The 19,510-nt window shown below is 31.2% G+C and carries 15 protein-coding genes; all 15 read right to left on the bottom strand.

Annotated elements, in window-relative coordinates; genetic code table 11:
• Positions 1–20: 20 nt before the first annotated feature.
• Positions 21–437 (bottom strand): OsmC family peroxiredoxin, encoded by a 417-nt coding sequence (locus tag GQR92_RS15285; protein ID WP_158841035.1) that lies wholly within the window; start codon positions 435–437, stop codon positions 21–23.
• Positions 438–808: 371 nt separating this feature from the next.
• Positions 809–2,080, bottom strand: coding sequence for a Na+/H+ antiporter NhaA (gene nhaA, locus GQR92_RS15280; RefSeq protein ID WP_158841033.1), 1,272 nt, complete (start codon positions 2,078–2,080; stop codon positions 809–811).
• Between the two features lie 310 nt (positions 2,081–2,390).
• Positions 2,391–2,777, bottom strand: a complete 387-nt coding sequence (locus GQR92_RS15275; protein ID WP_158841031.1) for a DUF302 domain-containing protein — start codon at positions 2,775–2,777, stop codon at positions 2,391–2,393.
• 481 nt (positions 2,778–3,258) lie between these two features.
• Positions 3,259–3,495, bottom strand: a complete 237-nt coding sequence (locus GQR92_RS15270) for an SHOCT domain-containing protein (RefSeq protein ID WP_158841029.1) — start codon at positions 3,493–3,495, stop codon at positions 3,259–3,261.
• 306 nt (positions 3,496–3,801) lie between these two features.
• Positions 3,802–4,662 carry a hypothetical protein gene (locus GQR92_RS15265; protein WP_158841027.1) on the bottom strand — a complete coding sequence of 287 codons (861 nt, stop codon included), beginning with the start codon at positions 4,660–4,662 and terminating at the stop codon, positions 3,802–3,804.
• Between the two features lie 10 nt (positions 4,663–4,672).
• Entirely contained in the window at positions 4,673–4,882 is a 210-nt protein-coding gene (locus GQR92_RS15260) for a hypothetical protein (RefSeq protein WP_158841025.1), read from the bottom strand.
• Between the two features lie 102 nt (positions 4,883–4,984).
• On the bottom strand, positions 4,985–5,233 hold the full coding sequence (locus GQR92_RS15255; RefSeq protein ID WP_158841023.1) for a hypothetical protein: 249 nt from the start codon (positions 5,231–5,233) through the stop codon (positions 4,985–4,987).
• Positions 5,234–5,675: 442 nt separating this feature from the next.
• Positions 5,676–6,116, bottom strand: a complete 441-nt coding sequence (locus GQR92_RS15250; protein WP_158841021.1) for a hypothetical protein — start codon at positions 6,114–6,116, stop codon at positions 5,676–5,678.
• A 596-nt stretch (positions 6,117–6,712) separates the two neighbouring features.
• Entirely contained in the window at positions 6,713–9,184 is a 2,472-nt protein-coding gene (locus GQR92_RS15245) for a plasma-membrane proton-efflux P-type ATPase (protein ID WP_158841019.1), read from the bottom strand.
• A gap of 411 nt (positions 9,185–9,595) precedes the next feature.
• On the bottom strand, positions 9,596–10,039 hold the full coding sequence (locus GQR92_RS15240) for a universal stress protein (protein WP_158841017.1): 444 nt from the start codon (positions 10,037–10,039) through the stop codon (positions 9,596–9,598).
• A gap of 358 nt (positions 10,040–10,397) precedes the next feature.
• The gene (locus tag GQR92_RS15235) at positions 10,398–11,714 is read right to left on the bottom strand and encodes an APC family permease (RefSeq protein ID WP_158841015.1); all 1,317 of its coding nucleotides are present in this window, start codon (positions 11,712–11,714) and stop codon (positions 10,398–10,400) included.
• Positions 11,715–11,830: 116 nt separating this feature from the next.
• Positions 11,831–12,175: a cupin domain-containing protein gene (locus tag GQR92_RS15230; RefSeq protein ID WP_158841013.1), complete on the bottom strand. Its 345-nt coding sequence runs from the start codon at positions 12,173–12,175 to the stop codon at positions 11,831–11,833.
• Positions 12,176–12,257: 82 nt separating this feature from the next.
• On the bottom strand, positions 12,258–12,818 hold the full coding sequence (locus tag GQR92_RS15225) for a helix-turn-helix domain-containing protein (protein ID WP_158841011.1): 561 nt from the start codon (positions 12,816–12,818) through the stop codon (positions 12,258–12,260).
• 341 nt (positions 12,819–13,159) lie between these two features.
• On the bottom strand, positions 13,160–13,513 hold the full coding sequence (locus tag GQR92_RS18270; RefSeq protein ID WP_158841009.1) for a hypothetical protein: 354 nt from the start codon (positions 13,511–13,513) through the stop codon (positions 13,160–13,162).
• 118 nt (positions 13,514–13,631) lie between these two features.
• Positions 13,632–19,508, bottom strand: a complete 5,877-nt coding sequence (locus GQR92_RS15215; protein ID WP_158841007.1) for an MBG domain-containing protein — start codon at positions 19,506–19,508, stop codon at positions 13,632–13,634.
• Between the last annotated feature and the right edge of the window lie 2 nt (positions 19,509–19,510).

The raw sequence follows: 19,510 nt of genomic DNA, 5'->3' as shown, positions 1-19,510 counted from the left end.
GAATTCTTATTTTCAATTTATTAAGCATCCAAATGAGATTCAGATGTAATTGTTACTTTTAATGCTTTAGAGATGATACAATTTCCTTCAGCATCCTTAACAATTACTGCAAAAGCATCTGCATCGATACCTTTTACAGCACCTGTTATAGATAAATGTATATCCGTTATATCTAATCCCTTTAACGTTAAAATTGCTTTTGTATCTAATTTATCAGGAGTTAAACCCTTTTTATCTAAAATAGATGCTACTGACATTGTAAAACATCCCGCATGAGCGGCAGCCAGTAATTCTTCTGGATTAGTTCCCTTTTCACCTTCCTCAAAACGGGTTTTAAAACTGTAATTGGTTTTATCTAATATTTTACTTTGTGTACTTAATGATCCTTTACCTTCTTTAAGGCTTCCTTGCCAATTGGCTGTTGTTATTCTTTTCATCTTTTACTTTTTAGTATTTAGTTAAAAAAAAATGTTATTTACTTCAAACTTTTTGGTTTTTTATAAGTACAAAAAGGGCACTATAAGTATTGGTACTTTTAGCTCCATTATTTTTTAGTTCCCCAATTAAGACACTATTTATTAAAGATTGTCTTCATATTTTGCTCGCTTAAATTTCACCAATAATTAATCATTTATTAGTTTACAAAGATCATTATAGTAATAGCTTTAAGCGTTACATCATTTCATGAATAAGTTACATCATTAAAATATTTTAGTTTTAAATATTAAAAAACAAAACTTCACAAACTGAAAGAAGATTTCTTTTTGACGTGTATTCTCTATGAACAATCATTATAAGTCTTGGTCTTTTAGGTACTTTCCATTTTCCTGAAATTAATTTTCAGGATAATGAAACCGATCACCCCTGCTAATAATGAACCGATTACTATTCCTATTTTAGAAGCGGTAATTACTGTTGCGTCTGCATATGCTAAATTTGTGATAAACAAAGACATGGTAAATCCTATTCCGGACAAAAAACCTACTCCTATTATTTGTGTCCAATTAACGCCAGTTGGTAATTTTGCCCATCCCAAACGAACACTTAGCCAAGAAAACAAACTAACACCTACTACCTTTCCTAGCAATAAGCTAAGCCCTACACCAAAGGTTGCCCTGTTTAACAAATTAAATTCACTTGCAACAATAACAATGGAGGCATTTGCAAGCGCAAATATTGGCATCACCAAATTGGCAGTGAAAGTACTCAGTGAATTTTCTAAACTCTGAACAGGCGATTGTACTTTTTTAACATTTTCTGCGATGCAGTCTACTGCTGTAATCTGTTCTTTTCCTAGCAAAACTTTTGAGTCTAGCCATTTAGCTTTATCAAATAATACTAAACTAGATTTAGTTTGCTTGATAAAATCTTGCATTTTTATTTTTCTTCTTGCAGGGATTGTTAAAGCAACTAAAACGCCAGCTACAGTTGGATGTACACCTGATTTTAGAAAACAAAACCAAACAAACAATCCAACGAAAAGGTATAGGGCAACAATACGTAGGTTAAAATAATTAAAAATCAGTAATAGCAGAAACAAACCAGCTGCTACTTGTAGATACCCCCATTGAATATCGTTGCTATAAAAAAATGCAATAATCAGTATTGCTCCAATATCATCTACAATAGCCAAAGCAGTAAGAAATACCTTTAACCCTATTGGCACCATAGCCCCCAAAAGACTTAAGATTCCCAAGCTAAAAGCAATATCTGTAGCCATAGGAATGCCCCAACCATGACCAATTGGAGTATTTCCTGCAATTAATATAAAAATTATCGCAGGCACTGCCATTCCCCCAATAGCTGCTGTAAAAGGCATAATTACCTCCTTTATTGTTGACAATTCTCCAGCCATTACTTCTCGTTTGATTTCCAAACCGACTACAAAAAAGAATAAAGCCATCAGACCATCATTTACCCAAAGTATCAATGGTTCTGAAACCTGAAGTGTTCCATGCCCTAAGGTTAATTCTTTATTCCAAAAATCGAAATACACATCAGTATATGGTGAATTACTCCATAACATAGCGATAACCGCTGCAATCAACAGTAATATTCCGCTTGATGATTGTCTTCTCAAGAATCGCTCGAATGGACTCTAAACGGTCTTTGCTAGTTCTTTTGTTTGTTCACTTATCATTTCAAAATATTTTAACCTTACCATTCAGAAACCCTTAGCTCTAAATATGTTTCCTTGTTTATGATTTTATATGATAACTCTAAGATCTTTGGTTTCGTTAAATAATCTTAAAAATAATATCTGGGTATATGTAGTAACCACACAAATAATCTACCCTAAGACGATAAGGTAGATAATCCTGTTAAAAATTCCATTTCTTCAAATTGCAAATAGCAACAAGATATTGTGCCGGTATAACCAGAATAGTCTTTTACAGTGCGAGAATTACTATTTCCAATTTTTTGGTAATTTCTTTAGCAATAGCAGTTAAGTCGTCATTTTCAACGGCTTGCATAGACGCAACTGGGTTAACCGCAGCCACTTGAGTTTTTCCATTTTCCAGCTCCTGAACAATTACATTACAAGGGAGCATCGTTCCAATTTTATTTTCGGCTAGAAGCGCTTCATAGGCTTTTGCAGGATTGCATGCCCCAAGTATTTTATACTTTCTGAAATCAACATTCAATTTTTCTTTTAATTTTTCGTGAATGTCAATTTCGGATAATATACCAAAACCCTCTTTTTTAAGTTCTTCTGTTACTTTTTCAACAGCTTTGTCGAAAGAGTAGTTTATTGTTTTTTCGATATAATATTTCATGATGTTTTGATTTTATTTTCTAATTATGTGATTATAAGATGTTCCACCATCCCTACTGATACTACTTTTTTATCCACAAAAACAAAGGCGATATTTTTAAACCATACTTTTTCAATCAACGCTAGATGGTCTTCAAAATGTTCTTATTTGTATTGCAATCTTACATTTTGCAGTTGTTGTTTAAGTATTAGAAAGTAGTTTTTTCTTAAACTCATCAGCTAATCCACTTAGAAACAGCCACCCGCCATAGAAGAAAACAATGGTTGACATTTCAAAAAGGATGTAATTATCAGCTCCTTGAAAAGCAGAAAATTTATAGCCCAATAATCCTTAGATTATTGAGGACAAGACTAAAATGGGAATAGTAAAAACAAGCGAAATCTAGAAACGTTTTCTAAAATATTTATAGCATAATGATCGTTGTCTTCGTGTTTTCGACCATTATGTTTTTAATCCATAAATATTAATGTTGATTGCTATTTTAGGTTAAATCCTTCTTGCATTCTTCAAATTCCTTTTTGTCTATTTCTCCTCTGGCATACCTTTCTTTTAGCAAATCCATGGCTGATTTATTACCTGGATAGTATGGCCTGTTTCTAATATTTTTATTTTTAAGTATAAACCAAAGAATCAAAACAAAAACTATAATTCCAAGCAGCCACATCCATCCCATGACGTTACCCATCCCCCAATTGTGTGCTCCATATTCATCCATCATAATAAATTATCCTTTTTTTAAATTGTTTATTACATTGTTTTCCCATTTATATATTTCTGAAAGGGTTTTTTTTTATAACTATTGATGCATAGGATTTTGTTTATGCAGCCTGTTCCGTTCTTTGATAATAGAAGTACCCCTATTTAACAGGTACATTTTGTTCTTCGTTGGCAGACAAGTAAATCTTCATCCTTTTTCATTGTTTTAATGATCTATTAAATAATTATGGATTGTAATTTTTTTTCTGTTAACATTCTAATTTCCATCACAAATACCATCGTTCTTTTAAAATTTTAAATACATTTTTTAATAAATAATAACAGGTATATCAAGACTTTCTAGCAGTTGTTTGGATAGGTCTTTAGAAAACACATTTATACTAGGAGATGTTTTCATGTCTTTTGGGATAGCTACCAAATCATAATTATTTGTTTGAATAAAACTAGAAAGAACCTCAGCTTGTTGATTTCCTGTAAGTATATTGGTTGTAATTGGAAGCGAAGAATTCATATAATTACTAGCATCCTGTTGCCAAGCTTCACTTTTTATTACCATTTCTGGATATTTATCTATTTCTGTTACACCAACAACATCAATAGGTATATTAAGTGGTTTTAAATAGTCTAATACTCTAAAAACACCATCATTAATCTCTAATTCGAAATCATATTGAATCAGTATTTTTTTAGGAATAGTAAATTTACTACCAGGTGTAATAATTAGTGATAAATTGTTAAATATTTTTGCTAATTCAAGAGACTCATCAATATCATTTAAAATAGTGCCTTCTAGTGCAGAAGAACTTATTATTATAGATGGTTCATCAACTTTAAATATTGTTTGTAACAAATTTTCAATAGAGTTTTCCTCTACAATTGTATAAACCTTTAACGGAAAATTTAACTTTGAAGCCTCAACACTTAGCAGTTTGTCGAGTCTCGATTTTACTAAGGATACTTCTCGTTCAATAATCATTGTAGTTGATAGTTTTTCGCCAACCTGAAAACTCTGCGAATCGGAATAAGCACTACTAACTCCCTGTTGTACTCTAGAATCAACCACATGAACAATCTCTATTTTATTATCTATATGTTTTGTTAAATTTAAAGCATAAGGTATTATTGTTTCTTGTTTTCCTCCAACATCGCTAATTAAAATCGTTTTCATTTTATGTTTTTTATTTATGGTTGTTTTTATAATTTAAAACCATCTCCTTTAATGAATTAAGGTATTTCAATAAAGCATTAGAATCGACCTTAACGCTTCCTTCTACCGGAAGTGTATCTGGCATTTCTGTGAGGTATTTCATTAGTTCAGGATATTTTTCCTGAATTTCCTTCTGTAACTCAAAAATCTCTTTGTTTATTTCTTCATGATTTATACACATAATTTACATTTCTTTTTTAATGATTCATATTTACAGAATACCTAATCGGAATAATTTTTATTGGTTGTTATCTGACTTTAAATTTAAAATGATTCTAATTATCTATTTTTTTTCAAAATATTCTTTTACAAATTCATGCATCTTATTTTCGGTTAAATTGTCCGTTGTTTCAACATCAATCTTAATTTTATTAAAATGCTTATCTTCTTTTAATAAGATGTACAATTCCGATTTAGCATTGGTTGGTCCAAATAGTAGCACTTCTGTATAATCTTTTAAAACTGCGCTTATCCTTTTAAAAAAATCTGAAAGTTGGTCTTGCTCTGTATTTTGTTCTAGACTTTCATCCACCCCAAAGTTTTGCTTTTCTCCTTCTTCAGAGGGAGATTCTATTTTATAAGAAGTATAAACACCTTTTTTTTCTTCAATAATCTGAGCTTGCGTATGATCTAACCAAACACCTAGTTTTTTTTAGAATTTTTCATCTGTTTATTTTTTTTTTTGATTTCAGAATATGTTCAAAAAAAATTGAACACATTTAGGAACTCACATAAATTTTAATCATTCTTCTGTCTGAATTTAGAATTCTAAAAATTTATGTTCGTTTCTTTTTAAATAATTTATTTTTTCTATCTTTTTGATAGTTTTTTATCGAATACGATTCTGATAAGAACAATTAAGCCAGCCGCAGCAAGCCACAAATGAACACTTGAAGAAGGTTTAAAAACGAGTATCCAAATAAGCACCAATAAAACCGCTATTACATAAAGGAGATTTTTCATGATTTTTCTGTTTATTCTTCGTTTTCAACGGTTAAATCTTTAAAAGCTTTGCCCAATTTATTCATATCATGGTTAAACTCTTTTTTAAATCCATTCCATTTGTCTTCTCCATCATCTTTATAGTCTACAAGATTCTTTTTTAATTCCTTGTTTTTAACTTCTAACGCATCCAACTTTTTATGATATTCAGCATTGACTTCCTTTTTTTCGCTGACTAATATGTTTTTAAATTCAACAATATTTTTTTCTTGCGTAGTAATTAACTTTTCAGCTTCTATTTTAAATTGCTCATAGTTACTAATTGTGTCTAATCGTATTTCGTACAAGTCCACTTTAGCTTCCTGTACATTCTCTTTTGCTTTATCTACTTTTTTAGCTTTTGATTGACACCCAGAAAGCAATGTTCCAGAAAGCAAAAAGATACTCATTATGTATAAAATTGAAATTTTCATAAGTGTAATTTTTAATTAAATTTATAATTGTGATTAATAATAAGATAAAAGAAGACACTTTATTTGCAGTTTACCAAACAACTCTTACTGTTTACCTTTCTGTTCATTCTAGTTACCTTTTAGTTTCGTTTTATTTATGCCTTTAACTATTAATTGTTGCAAGTGGCAATACTGTAGTAAATCTATTTTCTACCTTTCAAAGGTCAGCTTATCTGTAAAAGAAACCATTACACAGTTCTGTGTATTAGTTACATCATTCTCACCTTTGGGAATACATTTAACCGTAATTAACTGTAAATTAGATAATTTCGTATACAAAATTAAAGAGCGTTCCTTATTCGTATAGGTAAGCGTGAGTTTAAAACGGTTTTCAAGATTGTTTTAAAATTTAATATCCATCGAGAAGAAGTATAACATTTGAATGTTCTACAACTATTAGACATTGTATTTTATACCTTTTAGTTTTTCATCTTCCTAAAAAACAGCCTTCCTATTAAGATAAGAGCAATTAAATGAACCATACCAATACCTAATTGTTTCATTTTTATTTTAGTTATATATTATGAATGTATTAGGCTGCAATGTTATTTTTTTAATTAATGTTTGCTTTTTTTTACAGGATCGAAAATTCGGTACGCAAGTAGTTTTATTCGATCATTTATAAGAAACCAAATTAGTGCATATCCCCATACAAAACCAGCCCATTCCCAGCCTAATGGAGTCATAAATACTCCATAAACAGCTATTAACGTTGCTATTATTTGTGTTCCAAGTACGGCTCCCCATAAAATTTTCGCTGGACGTATAGACCAAAAAGGACCGCGTGTACGTGTAAGAAAAATAGTTAGATGCCCTGCTACAGACAATTTTAAATACATTAACGTTTGAATGATATCCCTATCAAGGTGAAAAACTTTCTCTCCCAGATAAAACAAACCGAAAGCAGAAACAACACCAATTACTCCTAGAACTGTTGAAATACCAAGTACCATAGGCATGTTCCAAGCCTCGGGTTTATTCTTGTATTGAACCTTATCATAAGCAATGGAAAGTATGGCGCCATCGTTAAGCAAAGCCAGTATTACAATCATAACTGCTGTAACTGGATAAAAGTTAAATACCAATATTGATAATGTCATAAATAACAGCACTCGCAGCGTTTCTGCAATCCGATAAATAGCATAACTGTTCATTCGTTGAAAAATACGACGGCTCTCTTTGATGGCATCAATAATTACTGATAACCCTGAAGTTGTTAGTACGATTGCTGCGGCAGCTCGTGCGGCATCGGTGGCTCCTGAAACCGCAATTCCACAGTCGGCTTTCTTCAATGCTGGGGCGTCATTCACCCCATCACCTGTCATGCCAACAATATGTCCACGTTTCTGCAACACATCTACAATGTGATACTTATGCTCGGGGTACACTTGTGCAAAACCATCGGCATTCTCAATAGACTCAGCAACCTCTTTCGTTTCTTTTCTCTTTGAATCGCCCAGACTGCTTGCATCAAGGATGTTTGCACCCATATTTAGCTTTTGAGCAGTTTCTTTAGCAATAGCCAAGGCATCGCCTGTTACCATTTTAATTTTAACGCCCATGGCGAGTGCAGTTGCAATGGTGGTCTTTGCATCTTCGCGTGGTGGATCAAACAGTGGTAAAACACCAATAAACTGCCATTTTCCGTCGCCGTCAGTACGAGCTACTCCCAGTGAACGGAAACCTCGTGATGCAAAATCATTGATCGCTTTATCAACAGCTATTTTTACCTTTCCAACATTTTCAACCAATTCCAAAATCACCTGAGGTGCACCTTTGGTTACCTTAAACTCTTTGCCATCTCTATCTTTTACACTGGCTTCGGTTCGTTTATGAACCGGATCGAAAGGCTGGAAATGAAGCACTTTATACTCCTTTAACGAATCTTCATCTTCCAAACCACCAAGAACTGCTAAATCTATGGTGTCGTTGTTTTCAGATCTTGATGCCAACGCTCCATTGAGAATAACATCCTTAACAGGAATATTATTTACGCTAAATGGATCACCTAGAGTTAGTTTATTTTGGGTAAGGGTACCGGTTTTATCTGCACACAATATATCTACACCCGCCAATTCTTCAATTGCCACCAACTTACTGACTATCGCCTTTTTCTTTGCCAAAAGGCCCGCTCCAACAGCCATTGTTACCGATAATACTGTTGGCATCGCTACTGGAATGGCTGCCACAGTAAGTACCAATGCAAATTGTAAGGTAGTTAGAAAATTATCTCCCCTAAATAATGCCACAACGATAATTAACACCACCAAAGCAACAGCCAGAATGATAAGATAGTTTCCTATTTTAAGCACTGCCTTTTGAAAATGGCTAATAGTACCTGCCTCTTGTACCAATTGAACCGTTTTTCCAAAGTAGGTATTTGAGCCGGTAGCATAAACCAGTGCTTCAATTTCACCACGACGAATAATGGAACCTGAAAAAACGACTTCTCCAGATTTTCGTTCAGCAGGCAATGATTCTCCTGTTAATGCCGATTGATCTACCTCAACTGAATCTCCTTCCAATAAACGCGTATCAGCGGGTACAATGTCTCCCAATCGAAGACGAATGATATCACCTGGTACCAGATCGCGTGCATCAGGATTTATCCATTTTCCATTACGTTTAACACGTGCTTTTATAGCCATATTTGCCCTAAGAGCGGCAATAGCATTTCCGGCTTCGCGTTCTTCCCAAAACCCTATGATGGCATTGGCTAAAAGCAGAACTAGGATAATACCAAAGTCGGGCCAATGACGTGCAAAAGCAGACAAGACAATAGCTGCTTCAATCATCCATGGAATAGGTCCCCAGAAATAGGTAAGGAATTTCAGAAACATGTTGGTCTTCTTTTCCTCAATATCATTATAGCCGTATTGAGCTAGACGTTTCTTTGCTTCTTCACTTGTAAGACCATTAGGTGATGTGCCCAATTTTTTCTGAAGCTCAGACATGGAAAGAGATTTTAAATCAGCTTGTGATTCTTGTTCATGTTCTGATGATTTTGATTTTTTTGTACTGAATATCATATACTTATATTTAAACTATTGGTCTCATGGAAATTTCATCCGTGTCGATTTAATTACTAAATCAGTAAAGCTTATCTTATATAACTTTGTATGCAACTAGATAAACCAGAGCGAGCATACACACAGATACTAATTCTTTATCCTTCCCTTTAAAAATGACAATCTATTAAAGTCCGTAAACCTTCATTTCTTTTACAAAATTGCCATTTCTATACAATATTTATATATTCTAACTCATGTAGAAAATAGTATGATAATCAATTTTCAATACCCTATTTTTTGCTGCTTCCAATTCATTATTCTTGAAAACCCCTTAATTAACAAGTGTTTAAACAACCAAAAATAATTGATCTTTTAATAACCAGCTTCCAAAGGAATACAACCCCAAGTTGAGATATTCAAGTAATCATTTTATTCGGCTTCTTTTTTTGTAGGAATGATATAAAGTGGCAAAGTCGAATCTTTTAACACACTTTCTGCAACACTCCCAATGAGTATGTTTTCTAACCATTGACGGCTATGAGTGCCCATAACAATAACATCTGCTTTTATGGTTTTTGCAGATTCCAATATACGGACTGAAGTATCCCCTTCTTTAACAAGTGTCTGAATAGACTCATCTCCAAGATTAAGTTTTGTTTTATCAAGAAAATTTTGAGCAACATCTTTTAATTCATCAACATTTATTATTGGTGCTAAAGGTGTGGTATTGTATGAAGTATAATACAATATAGGTTTTGAAATTACATGTAATAATGTAACTTCAGCATTCATAGTTTTCGCTAACGAAAAACCTTTTTCTGCTACTTTTTGTGCAGTTTGATCATAATCTATTGCAATCAATATCTTTTTCATTTTTATTGTTTTTAAGTTTATAAATTGTTTAGATAACAAAGTTAGGGAGCTCAAATAGGATACGTGTTACAAAACTATTGATAAGAATTACATCATTCACACATATACATCAAAGTACTTTTAAGATAAATTATTTCGTCATCAAGCGCAGCATTGGCTATAACAGATACTGAGCCAAAGCTCATGGTGTCAACAGCAATAATTGGACTTTGTAAAACTCCACCTATAGGGATATTGTATCTACTCGTCATCCTTTTTTTACCAGAAGGAATTCATTGGTTACTCTTTTATGAAAAGAATGGAAATAGATTTACTTATTCATTAAATGATAAAAGGTCTGTTTTAAAACATCTTTATTTTATCGGAAAATTTCCCCAAATATTCCCTCTTTAGTTTTATTAACTTTACGTTTAGTAATTGCTCTTATTAATAATTCTATTAAAAATGACAGCATTAATACGCCTCCAGATAATAGCAAAATAGTATAAGAATCTTTTATTGAATATAGTAAAAACAACACAATAACTCCTAGTGTAGTAATTAGAGCTAAAACGACAAGTAGCTTAGATGCATGCGTTTTTTTAAGCAACTTTAAATGCCCTAAATGTGTTATTGCATGAATAAATAACACAGTAATAGAACCGATTGCCGCAATTTGAAGTAAATCTAAAAATAATATTAATAAGGCTGTTAAAACGACACTAACTAAAAGACCTTCTCTAGTTTTTCCTATTGGGTTTGCAAAAAAACTTGGAAGTTGTCCATTTCTTGCCATTTGATAAGCAATATTATTGGTTGCAAATAATACGGCATTTATAGAAGAAGAAGTGGCAAATAAGGCTGCTATAGAAATTATTGTAAAACCAAATACTCCAAACGCAGGTCTAGCAGCTTCTGCAAGTGCATAATCTTTAGCTTCAATAACTTTATCAACTTCAAGATTGCCAAAAACAGCAAATGATAGCGCAGTATAAATAACCATCGTTATACCAATTGATATAAAAATAGCTTTCATCAAGTTTTTTTCTGGATCAACAATATCTTCGGCTGTATTGGTAATTATCCTAAATCCTTCATAAGAAAAGAAGGTTATAGCAATGCTAAACAATATTTTATTAGAAGATGGATACAATGCCGGAGCCATCAGTTCTGGTTTCATATAGATTAAACCTGCAACGGAAAAAGTAACTAATATCAGTATGGTTATTATAATGGCTACATTCTGAAACTTCACCACTTTTTTAACTCCAAAAAATTGGATTGATCCAAGCAATACAATTATTGATACTGCAAATATATTGGTGTAAAATAACGATCCTTTAAAATTTAACAAGGCAGCTCCGTAACTTCCAAAAGATTTTCCAAGAAGTGCTAAGGAAATTAAGGATGCTAAATACAACATAACACTTATACCTCCTGTAAAAACATTTACACCAAAGGCCTGAATTAAATATTCTACAATACCTCCGGCAGCAGGAAAACGCGCTCCTAACTTAGCCAGAGAATATCCACTTATTGCTGCAACAATTCCACCTAAAATAAAAGAGATATAAACTGCTTTCCCTGCAATATCCCCAGCTTGCCCCATTAATGCGAATATTCCAGCACCAATCATTGCGCCAACTCCTAACCCAACTGCCGACCATAATCCAATTTTATTTTCTGATCTATCCATATTTTATTTATTCATCTTCCTTAAAATAAATGGTTTTCCTATTAAGATAAGAGTGATTGAAACTAACAAGATTAAGGTACTAGGTCTATTTTGAATAAGACAAACAAATAAAGAATCTAGAATTCTTCATACCCACTTTTAATAATGGTCGAAATCATTTTAAAACGTTCGTTTGCTTTTACATTATTAGAGGTATGTGCGGGTATAATTATTCCTTCACCCGCTTTTAATATATTGGATTTGGAATCTATTATTACTTCGGCATTGCCTTCAATAATCTGAATAAATGTATCAAATGGAGAAATTTTTTCACTGAGCGCCTCTCCCATATCAATAGCAACAACAGTTACATTGCCTGTAGTTTTACGAATAATTGTTTTTGCAACCACTGAATTTGGAACATATTCAATAATCTCAATTAATATATGTGGTTTTGAATTTTCTAAATCTGTGGTTTTCATACGCTTTATATTTTAGATAAAACAAAGGTAGCGCAACCAACAAAACAAAAACTTACACAATTAGTAAGTTAAATTACATCATTCACACATCTTCTAACGTTCCACGTCTTTTATTTTTAAGTCTTTTAAAGTGGGTTGGTGTTAAACCTGTAATTTTTTTAAATTGATTAGATAAATGAGCGACACTACTATAATGCATTTTAAAAGCAATTTCTGTAAGATTAAGCTCATCGTACACTATTAATTCCTTTACCCTTTCAATTTTATGTTTCAAGTAAAAATGTTCTATAGTAACTCCTTTAACTTCAGAATAAAGATTAGCAAGGTAAGTGTATTCATGATTAAGCTTTTCACTTAGATAATCAGAAAGGTTCACCTTTAATTGATCATCGGTATAATGCACCAAATCAATAATAACATTTTTAATTTGTTCAACCAAAATACTTCTATTGTTATCCATTAATTGAAGTCCAGATTTTCTTAATGCTGTATCTAGTTTACCCAATATTTCTTCCGATACCTGTTCTTTAACATTTGCCTCTCCAATTTTCACATAAGTATATGCTATCCCAAACTTTTCAAGTTCACTCTTAACTACCATTTGGCAGCGTATACAAACCATGTTTTTAATGTATATTTTCATTTAAATAGATTAGTTGTTAAACTTGTAAAAGTAAGTGCTGACATTATTATTTTTATAAGATAAGGATATAAATCCAAGAATCTACTACATAGTTCTGCCTGTTTCTTTGTTACATGATTAATACTCTTTTGTTACTTAAAAAACTATTGGCAGTAAATTAGAAATAGTGTGGTAATAAAAGACACAAATATCACTAATGTGGCTGTTGTGGAGTGTTCTAAAGTATCTCCTAAATTAACGCATCTTTAAAAGGCTACATAAATTTAAATTTCGACTTAATGATCAAAAATAGTCAGTAAAATTTCATCTCCCTTCCTATTATTTATTGTGGAAGTAAGTAGTTAATTACTTATAAATTTAGGTTGAAGTATTTTGTCAGCTTCCATCGTTTTAACGATTAAGCTATTAAATATATTTGCTTTGAAAGCGTTTTTTTCTAAAACAAAACTTGTTAAAATAAGTTCGCTCATCCAAGAATATGTTGTTCTAATACATAATTTCCCTTGATGCATCATACCTAACCCTATATTACTTTCAATTTGAGTAATACCGCAGACTTTAGCAATAGGTCTATAAGCGTGCTGCTTTTTCGGTAAATCTATAATAAACCTCCATATAACTAGCTGATAAAATTTTGGTACTTTATAAGCTGTAAGTCTACGTTTTAACCACTTATAAGTGGTTTTTGATTTCAAAAAAGATAAATATTAATTTAATAATCTTTAAATTTTATTTATCAATTTAAACAAAACAAGATTGATAAAAAAAACACTCATAAAATATATTTTATGAGTGTTTTAAATAGTAGAAGTTTTAGTTTTTAATAAAACTTTTTACAGAAATTAAACCATTGGTATCGCTTAATTGTATAAAATAATTTCCAGCAGTAAAATTGCTAACATCAATATCTTTTTCCGATTGATAATCTTTTATCATTTTTACCATTTTACCTGTTGTGTCATAAATTAAAACGACTTCAGTTTGTTCTGAATTTAGTTTTAGCTTTAAATTAGAGTTAACTGGATTTGGATAAAGTAAAATTGATTTTTTTTCAAAAATTTCATTTTTTGCTCCTAAAGTTGAAATATTTATTTCTTGCGATTTATTTATCGCAGCATTAAAATTATTATTACCCGGCTGACTAGCAGTTATTGTAGCAACACCCTTTCCTACTAAAAAAACTAAATTATCAGAAACAATTGCCACATTTGTATTAGAACTTACATACTTAATTTGCAACCCTGCACTAGAAGTAGCTTCTAAATTAAATTCATTTTGGTCTGATGAAAATCTTATTTCATTAAAGGTAATTGTCTGTTGTGCTTTTGCTATTGTTAAATTAGCTTTTAAAATTAAATTCTCATGATTAATTCTAGAAATGGTGGCAGTAACTTCATAAGAACCAGCATCTATAAAACTATTACTCGAATAAGAAACCGAAACGCCACTTTGTAAATTCCCTGAAATATTTAAAGATTTTGGTGTACCATCGTAGACAAAATTTTCATCATCAAAAGAAAAACCATTTAATGATGCTTTTGTAATTGTTAAGTTTGCTTTTAAAATTAAATTCTCGTGATTAATTCCAGAAATGGTGGTAGTAACTTCATAAGAACCAGCATCTATAAAACTATTACTCGAATAAGAAATCGAAACGCCATTTGGTAAATTCCCTGAAATTTTTAAAGATTTTGGTGTACCATCGTACACAAAATTTTCACTCGCTAAACCAAGACCATTTAATGTTGCTTTTACAATTGTCAAAGTTGCCTTTAAAACTTTATCTGTATAATTAGCTCCAGAAATGGTGGCTGTAACTTCATAAGTACCAGCATCTGTAAAACTATTACTCGAATAAGAAACAGAAATACCACTTGGTAAACATTCTAATATTTTAATTGATTTTGGTGCTCCGTCATACACAAAAATTTCATTGTTAAAAGTAAAATTTTTTAATGTTGCTTTTGTAATTATTAAATTAGCTTTTAAAATTAAATCTTGATAATTAGACCCAGAAATGGTTGCTGTAACTTCATAAGAACCTGTATCTGTAAAACTATTACTCGAATAAGAAACCGAAACGCCACTTGGTAAATCCCCTGAAATTTTCAAAGATTTTGAAGTTCCATCGTAGACAAAACTTTCATCATCAAACACAAAACCACTTAATGATGCTTTTGTAATTGTTAAATTGGCTTTTAAAATTAAATCCTCATAATTAATTCCAGAAATGGTGGCTTTAACTTCATAAGTACCTGCATCTGTAAAACTATTATTCGAATAAGAAACAGAAACGCCACTTGGTAAATCCCCTGAAATTTTTAGAGATTTTGGTGTGCCATCGTAGACAAAGCTTTCATCATCAAACACAAAACCACTTAATGTTGCTTTTGTAATTGTTAAATTGGCTTTTAAAATTAAATTTTCATAATTAGGTCCATAAATAGTGACTGTAACTTCATAAGAACCAGCATCTGTAAAAATATCATGCGAATAAGAAACTGAAATTCCTGTTGGTAAATTCCCTGAAATTTTTAAAGATTTTGGTGTGCCATCGTAGACAAAGCTTTCATCATCAAACACAAAACCACTTAATGTTGCTTTTGTAATTGTTAAATTGGCTTTTAAAATTAAATCTTGATAATTAGCCCCAGAAATGGTGGCTGTAACTTCATAAGAACCTGCATCTGTAAAACTATTATTCGAATAAGAAACCGAAACGCCACTTGGTAAATTCCCTGAAATATTCAAAGATTTTGAAGTTCCATCATACACAAAATTTTCACTCGCTAAACCAAGACCATTTAATGTTGCTTTTACAATTGTCAAAGTTGCCTTTAAAACTTTATCTGTATAATTAGCTCCAAAAATGGTTGCTGTAACTTCATAAGAACCTGTATTTGTAAAACTATTATTCGAATAAGAAACAGAAACGCCACTTGGTAAACTTTCTAAAATCTTCAACGAATTTGAAGTACCACTATATACAAAACGTTCATCCTCAAAAGTAAAATTACTTAATGTTGCTTTTGTAATTGTTAAATTGGCTTTTAAAATTAAGTTTTCATAATTAGGCCCATAAATAGTGGCAGTAACTTCATAAGAACCTGTTTCTGTTAAATTATTATTAGAATAAGAAACAGAAACGTCACTTGGTAAATCCCCTGAAATATTCAAAGATTTTGAAGTTCCATCATACACAAAATTTTCACTCGCTAAACCAAGACCATTTAATGTTGCTTTTACAATTGTCAAAGTTGCCTTTAAAACTTTATCTGTATAATTAGCTCCAGAAATAGTGGCTGTAACTTCATAAGAACCTGCATCTGTAAAACTATTATTCGAATAAGAAACCGAAACGCCACTTGGTAAACTTTCTAAAATCTTCAACGAATTTGAAGTACCATTATATACAAAACGTTCATCCTCAAAAGTAAAATTACTTAATGTTGCTTTTGTAATTGTTAAATTGGCTTTTAAAATTAAATTTTCATAATTAGGCCCATAAATAGTGACTGTAACTTCATAAGAACCAGCATCTGTAAAAATATCATGCGAATAAGAAACTGAAATTCCTGTTGGTAAATTCCCTGAAATTTTTAAAGATTTTGGTGTGCCATCGTAGACAAAGCTGTCATCATCAAACACAAAACCACTTAATGTTGCTTTTGTAATTGTTAAATTGGCTTTTAAAATTAAATCTTGATAATTAGCCCCAGAAATGGTGGCTGTAACTTCATAAGAACCTGCATCTGTAAAACTATTATTCGAATAAGAAACAGAAACGCCACTTGGTAAATTCCCTGAAATATTCAAAGATTTTGAAGTTCCATCATACACAAAATTTTCACTCGCTAAACCAAGACCATTTAATGTTGCTTTTACAATTGTCAAAGTTGCCTTTAAAACTTTATCTGTATAATTAGCTCCAAAAATGGTTGCTGTAACTTCATAAGAACCTGTATTTGTAAAACTATTATTCGAATAAGAAACCGAAACGCCACTTGGTAAATCCCCTGAAATATTCAAAGATTTTGAAGTTCCATCATACACAAAATTTTCACTCGCTAAACCAAGACCATTTAATGTTGCTTTTACAATTGTCAAAGTTGCCTTTAAAACTTTATCTGTATAATTAGCTCCAAAAATGGTTGCTGTAACTTCATAAGAACCTGTATTTGTAAAACTATTATTCGAATAAGAAACAGAAACGCCACTTGGTAAACTTTCTAAAATCTTCAACGAATTTGAAGTACCACTATATACAAAACGTTCATCCTCAAAAGTAAAATTACTTAATGTTGCTTTTGTAATTGTTAAATTGGCTTTTAAAATTAAGTTTTCATAATTAATTCCAGAAATGGTGGCTGTAACTTCATAAGAACCTGTATCTGTAAAACTATTACTCGAATAAGAAACCGAAACGCCACTTGGTAAATCCCCTGAAATATTCAAAGATTTTGAAGTTCCATCGTACACAAAATTTTCATCATCAAAAGAAAAACCATTTAATGATGCTTTTGTAATTGTTAAATTGGCTTTTAAAATTAAATCCTCATAATTAATTCCAGAAATGGTGGACGTAACTTCATAAGAACCTGTATCTGTTAAATTATTATTCGAATAAGAAACCGAAACGCCACTTGGTAAATCCCCTGAAATATTCAAAGATTTTGAAGTTCCATCATACACAAAATTTTCACTCGCTAAACCAAGACCATTTAATGTTGCTTTTACAATTGTCAAAGTTGCCTTTAAAACTTTATCTGTATAATTAGCTCCAAAAATGGTTGCTGTAACTTCATAAGAACCTGCATTTGTAAAACTATTATTCGAATAAGAAACCGAAACGCCACTTGGTAAACTTTCTAAAATCTTCAACGAATTTGAAGTACCATTATATACAAAACGTTCATCCTCAAAAGTAAAATTACTTAATGTTGCTTTTGTAATTGTTAAATTGGCTTTTAAAATTAAGTTTTTATAATTAGCTCCAAAAATGGTTGCTGTAACTTCATAAGAACCTGCATCTGTTAAATTATTATTCGAATAAGAAACAGATACGTCACTTGGTAAATCCCCTGAAATTTTCAAAGATTTTGAAGTTCCATCGTACACAAAGCTTTCATCATCAAACACAAAACCACTTAATGTTGCTTTTGTAATTGTTAAATTGGCTTTTAAAATTAAATCTTGATAATTAGCCCCAGAAATGGTGGCTGTAACTTCATAAGAACCTGTATCTGTTAAATTATTATTCGAATAAGAAATGGTAGTTTCGAAAGGTAAATCACCTGCAATTAAAATGGATTTTGATTTTCCATCATAAATAAAATTTTCGTCTTCAAAAGAAAAACCACTAAGTGTTAATTTAGTTATTGTTAGGTTTGCTTTTAAAACTAAATCTTTGTAATTATCTTTTGAAATAGTAGCTACAACTTCGTAAACACCAGCATTGGTTTTATTATTGTTTGTAAAATTAACAGTAGTTTCTATCGGTAAATTTTCTGTAATTAAAATCGATTTTGATGTTCCATCATAAATATAACTTTTATCGCTAAAAGTAAACCCACCAAAAATTGCTTTTTCTACTATTAAATTGGCTTTTAAAACTAAATTGACATAATTGTCTCCTGTAATTACTGCAAATGCTTCTTGATTCCCAGCATTTGTTCTTGTATTTAAAACGTAATTAAGTGTCGTTCCATTTGGAATGGCCCCTACAATTGTTATTTTTTTTTCGGATCCATCAAAAGTAAAACTTGCATTAGAAAAAGTAACACCCGTAATTGTAGCTTGGGTTACTGTTAGATTAGCAGTTAATACTACATCTTGAAAACTTGGTCCAGAAATAGTTGCTGTAACCTGTTTTGAACCCACATTTGTTAAACCATTATTTGTGTATGCAACACTTGTTCCACTTGGCAAAGTGCCGCCAATTGTTAACGATTTCTCAGTACCATCAAACGTAAAATTTGCATCGGTAAAAGTAATTTGATTGTTAGTATTTACTATTTTCTTAACCTTAACTGTATAAAGTACTTTCTGAGATTCATCTTCAGATAAAACTTCATAAACTACATCATTAGAAAAATCTAATGTATTATTAGATGAAACTTGCAGGGTTTTGTTTGAATAAACTTTTCCATTATTTTCTGTAGTAAAAACGGGGGTTAAGTTGGTAATATCTACTGTAGATAATACTTCTATAGTAACTGTATTATTGGTTATTAAAGTATTTTCTATTGCAATTCCTTGATACGAAAAACTATTAATTTTTGCCTGAGAATTAAGCGTTGGATTCGCAATACTGTATGATTGAAACGCACCTCCTAGATTTTTATTTATTTCAAAAACTTCTGTTTTTGGAACATTAATAATTGTATTATTTGTACTATCATAAATTTTGAAGCTAATTGTTTCTGCTGCTGTATTTGCTAAAACAGTTAAATAAGCAACATATTTTTTGGCATTTGCATTATAAACAACTGTTGCTTCTCCTCTATTTTCTCCATTTACAAATGCGCCAACTTTATCATTTGCATTTATTAATACAGTTCCATTTACATTTAAAAAAACTGTAAATGTCATATTATATTGATATGAGCTAGCATTTACAGACCAATCTGGAGATTGGCTGTAAACATTAGCTACTAATAATAAGAATATAAATAATATACTATTTCTCATAA

Source organism: Polaribacter sp. L3A8 (genome assembly GCF_009796785.1).
Taxonomy (GTDB): Bacteria; Bacteroidota; Bacteroidia; order Flavobacteriales; family Flavobacteriaceae; genus Polaribacter.
This window is presented reverse-complemented; position numbering and strand designations above follow the sequence as displayed.

What these genes read in the sequence shown, in the direction of transcription:
- GQR92_RS15285 (WP_158841035.1), bottom strand. Translation starts at nt 437, where the DNA reads ATGAAAAGAATAACAACAGCCAATTGGCAAGGAAGCCTTAAAGAAGGT.
- GQR92_RS15275 (WP_158841031.1), bottom strand. Translation starts at nt 2,777, where the DNA reads ATGAAATATTATATCGAAAAAACAATAAACTACTCTTTCGACAAAGCT.
- GQR92_RS15270 (WP_158841029.1), bottom strand. Translation starts at nt 3,495, where the DNA reads ATGATGGATGAATATGGAGCACACAATTGGGGGATGGGTAACGTCATG.
- GQR92_RS15265 (WP_158841027.1), bottom strand. Translation starts at nt 4,662, where the DNA reads ATGAAAACGATTTTAATTAGCGATGTTGGAGGAAAACAAGAAACAATA.
- GQR92_RS15260 (WP_158841025.1), bottom strand. Translation starts at nt 4,882, where the DNA reads ATGTGTATAAATCATGAAGAAATAAACAAAGAGATTTTTGAGTTACAG.
- GQR92_RS15250 (WP_158841021.1), bottom strand. Translation starts at nt 6,116, where the DNA reads ATGAAAATTTCAATTTTATACATAATGAGTATCTTTTTGCTTTCTGGA.
- GQR92_RS15245 (WP_158841019.1), bottom strand. Translation starts at nt 9,184, where the DNA reads ATGATATTCAGTACAAAAAAATCAAAATCATCAGAACATGAACAAGAA.
- GQR92_RS15240 (WP_158841017.1), bottom strand. Translation starts at nt 10,039, where the DNA reads ATGAAAAAGATATTGATTGCAATAGATTATGATCAAACTGCACAAAAA.
- GQR92_RS15235 (WP_158841015.1), bottom strand. Translation starts at nt 11,714, where the DNA reads ATGGATAGATCAGAAAATAAAATTGGATTATGGTCGGCAGTTGGGTTA.
- GQR92_RS15230 (WP_158841013.1), bottom strand. Translation starts at nt 12,175, where the DNA reads ATGAAAACCACAGATTTAGAAAATTCAAAACCACATATATTAATTGAG.
- GQR92_RS15225 (WP_158841011.1), bottom strand. Translation starts at nt 12,818, where the DNA reads ATGAAAATATACATTAAAAACATGGTTTGTATACGCTGCCAAATGGTA.
- GQR92_RS15215 (WP_158841007.1), bottom strand. Translation starts at nt 19,508, where the DNA reads ATGAGAAATAGTATATTATTTATATTCTTATTATTAGTAGCTAATGTT.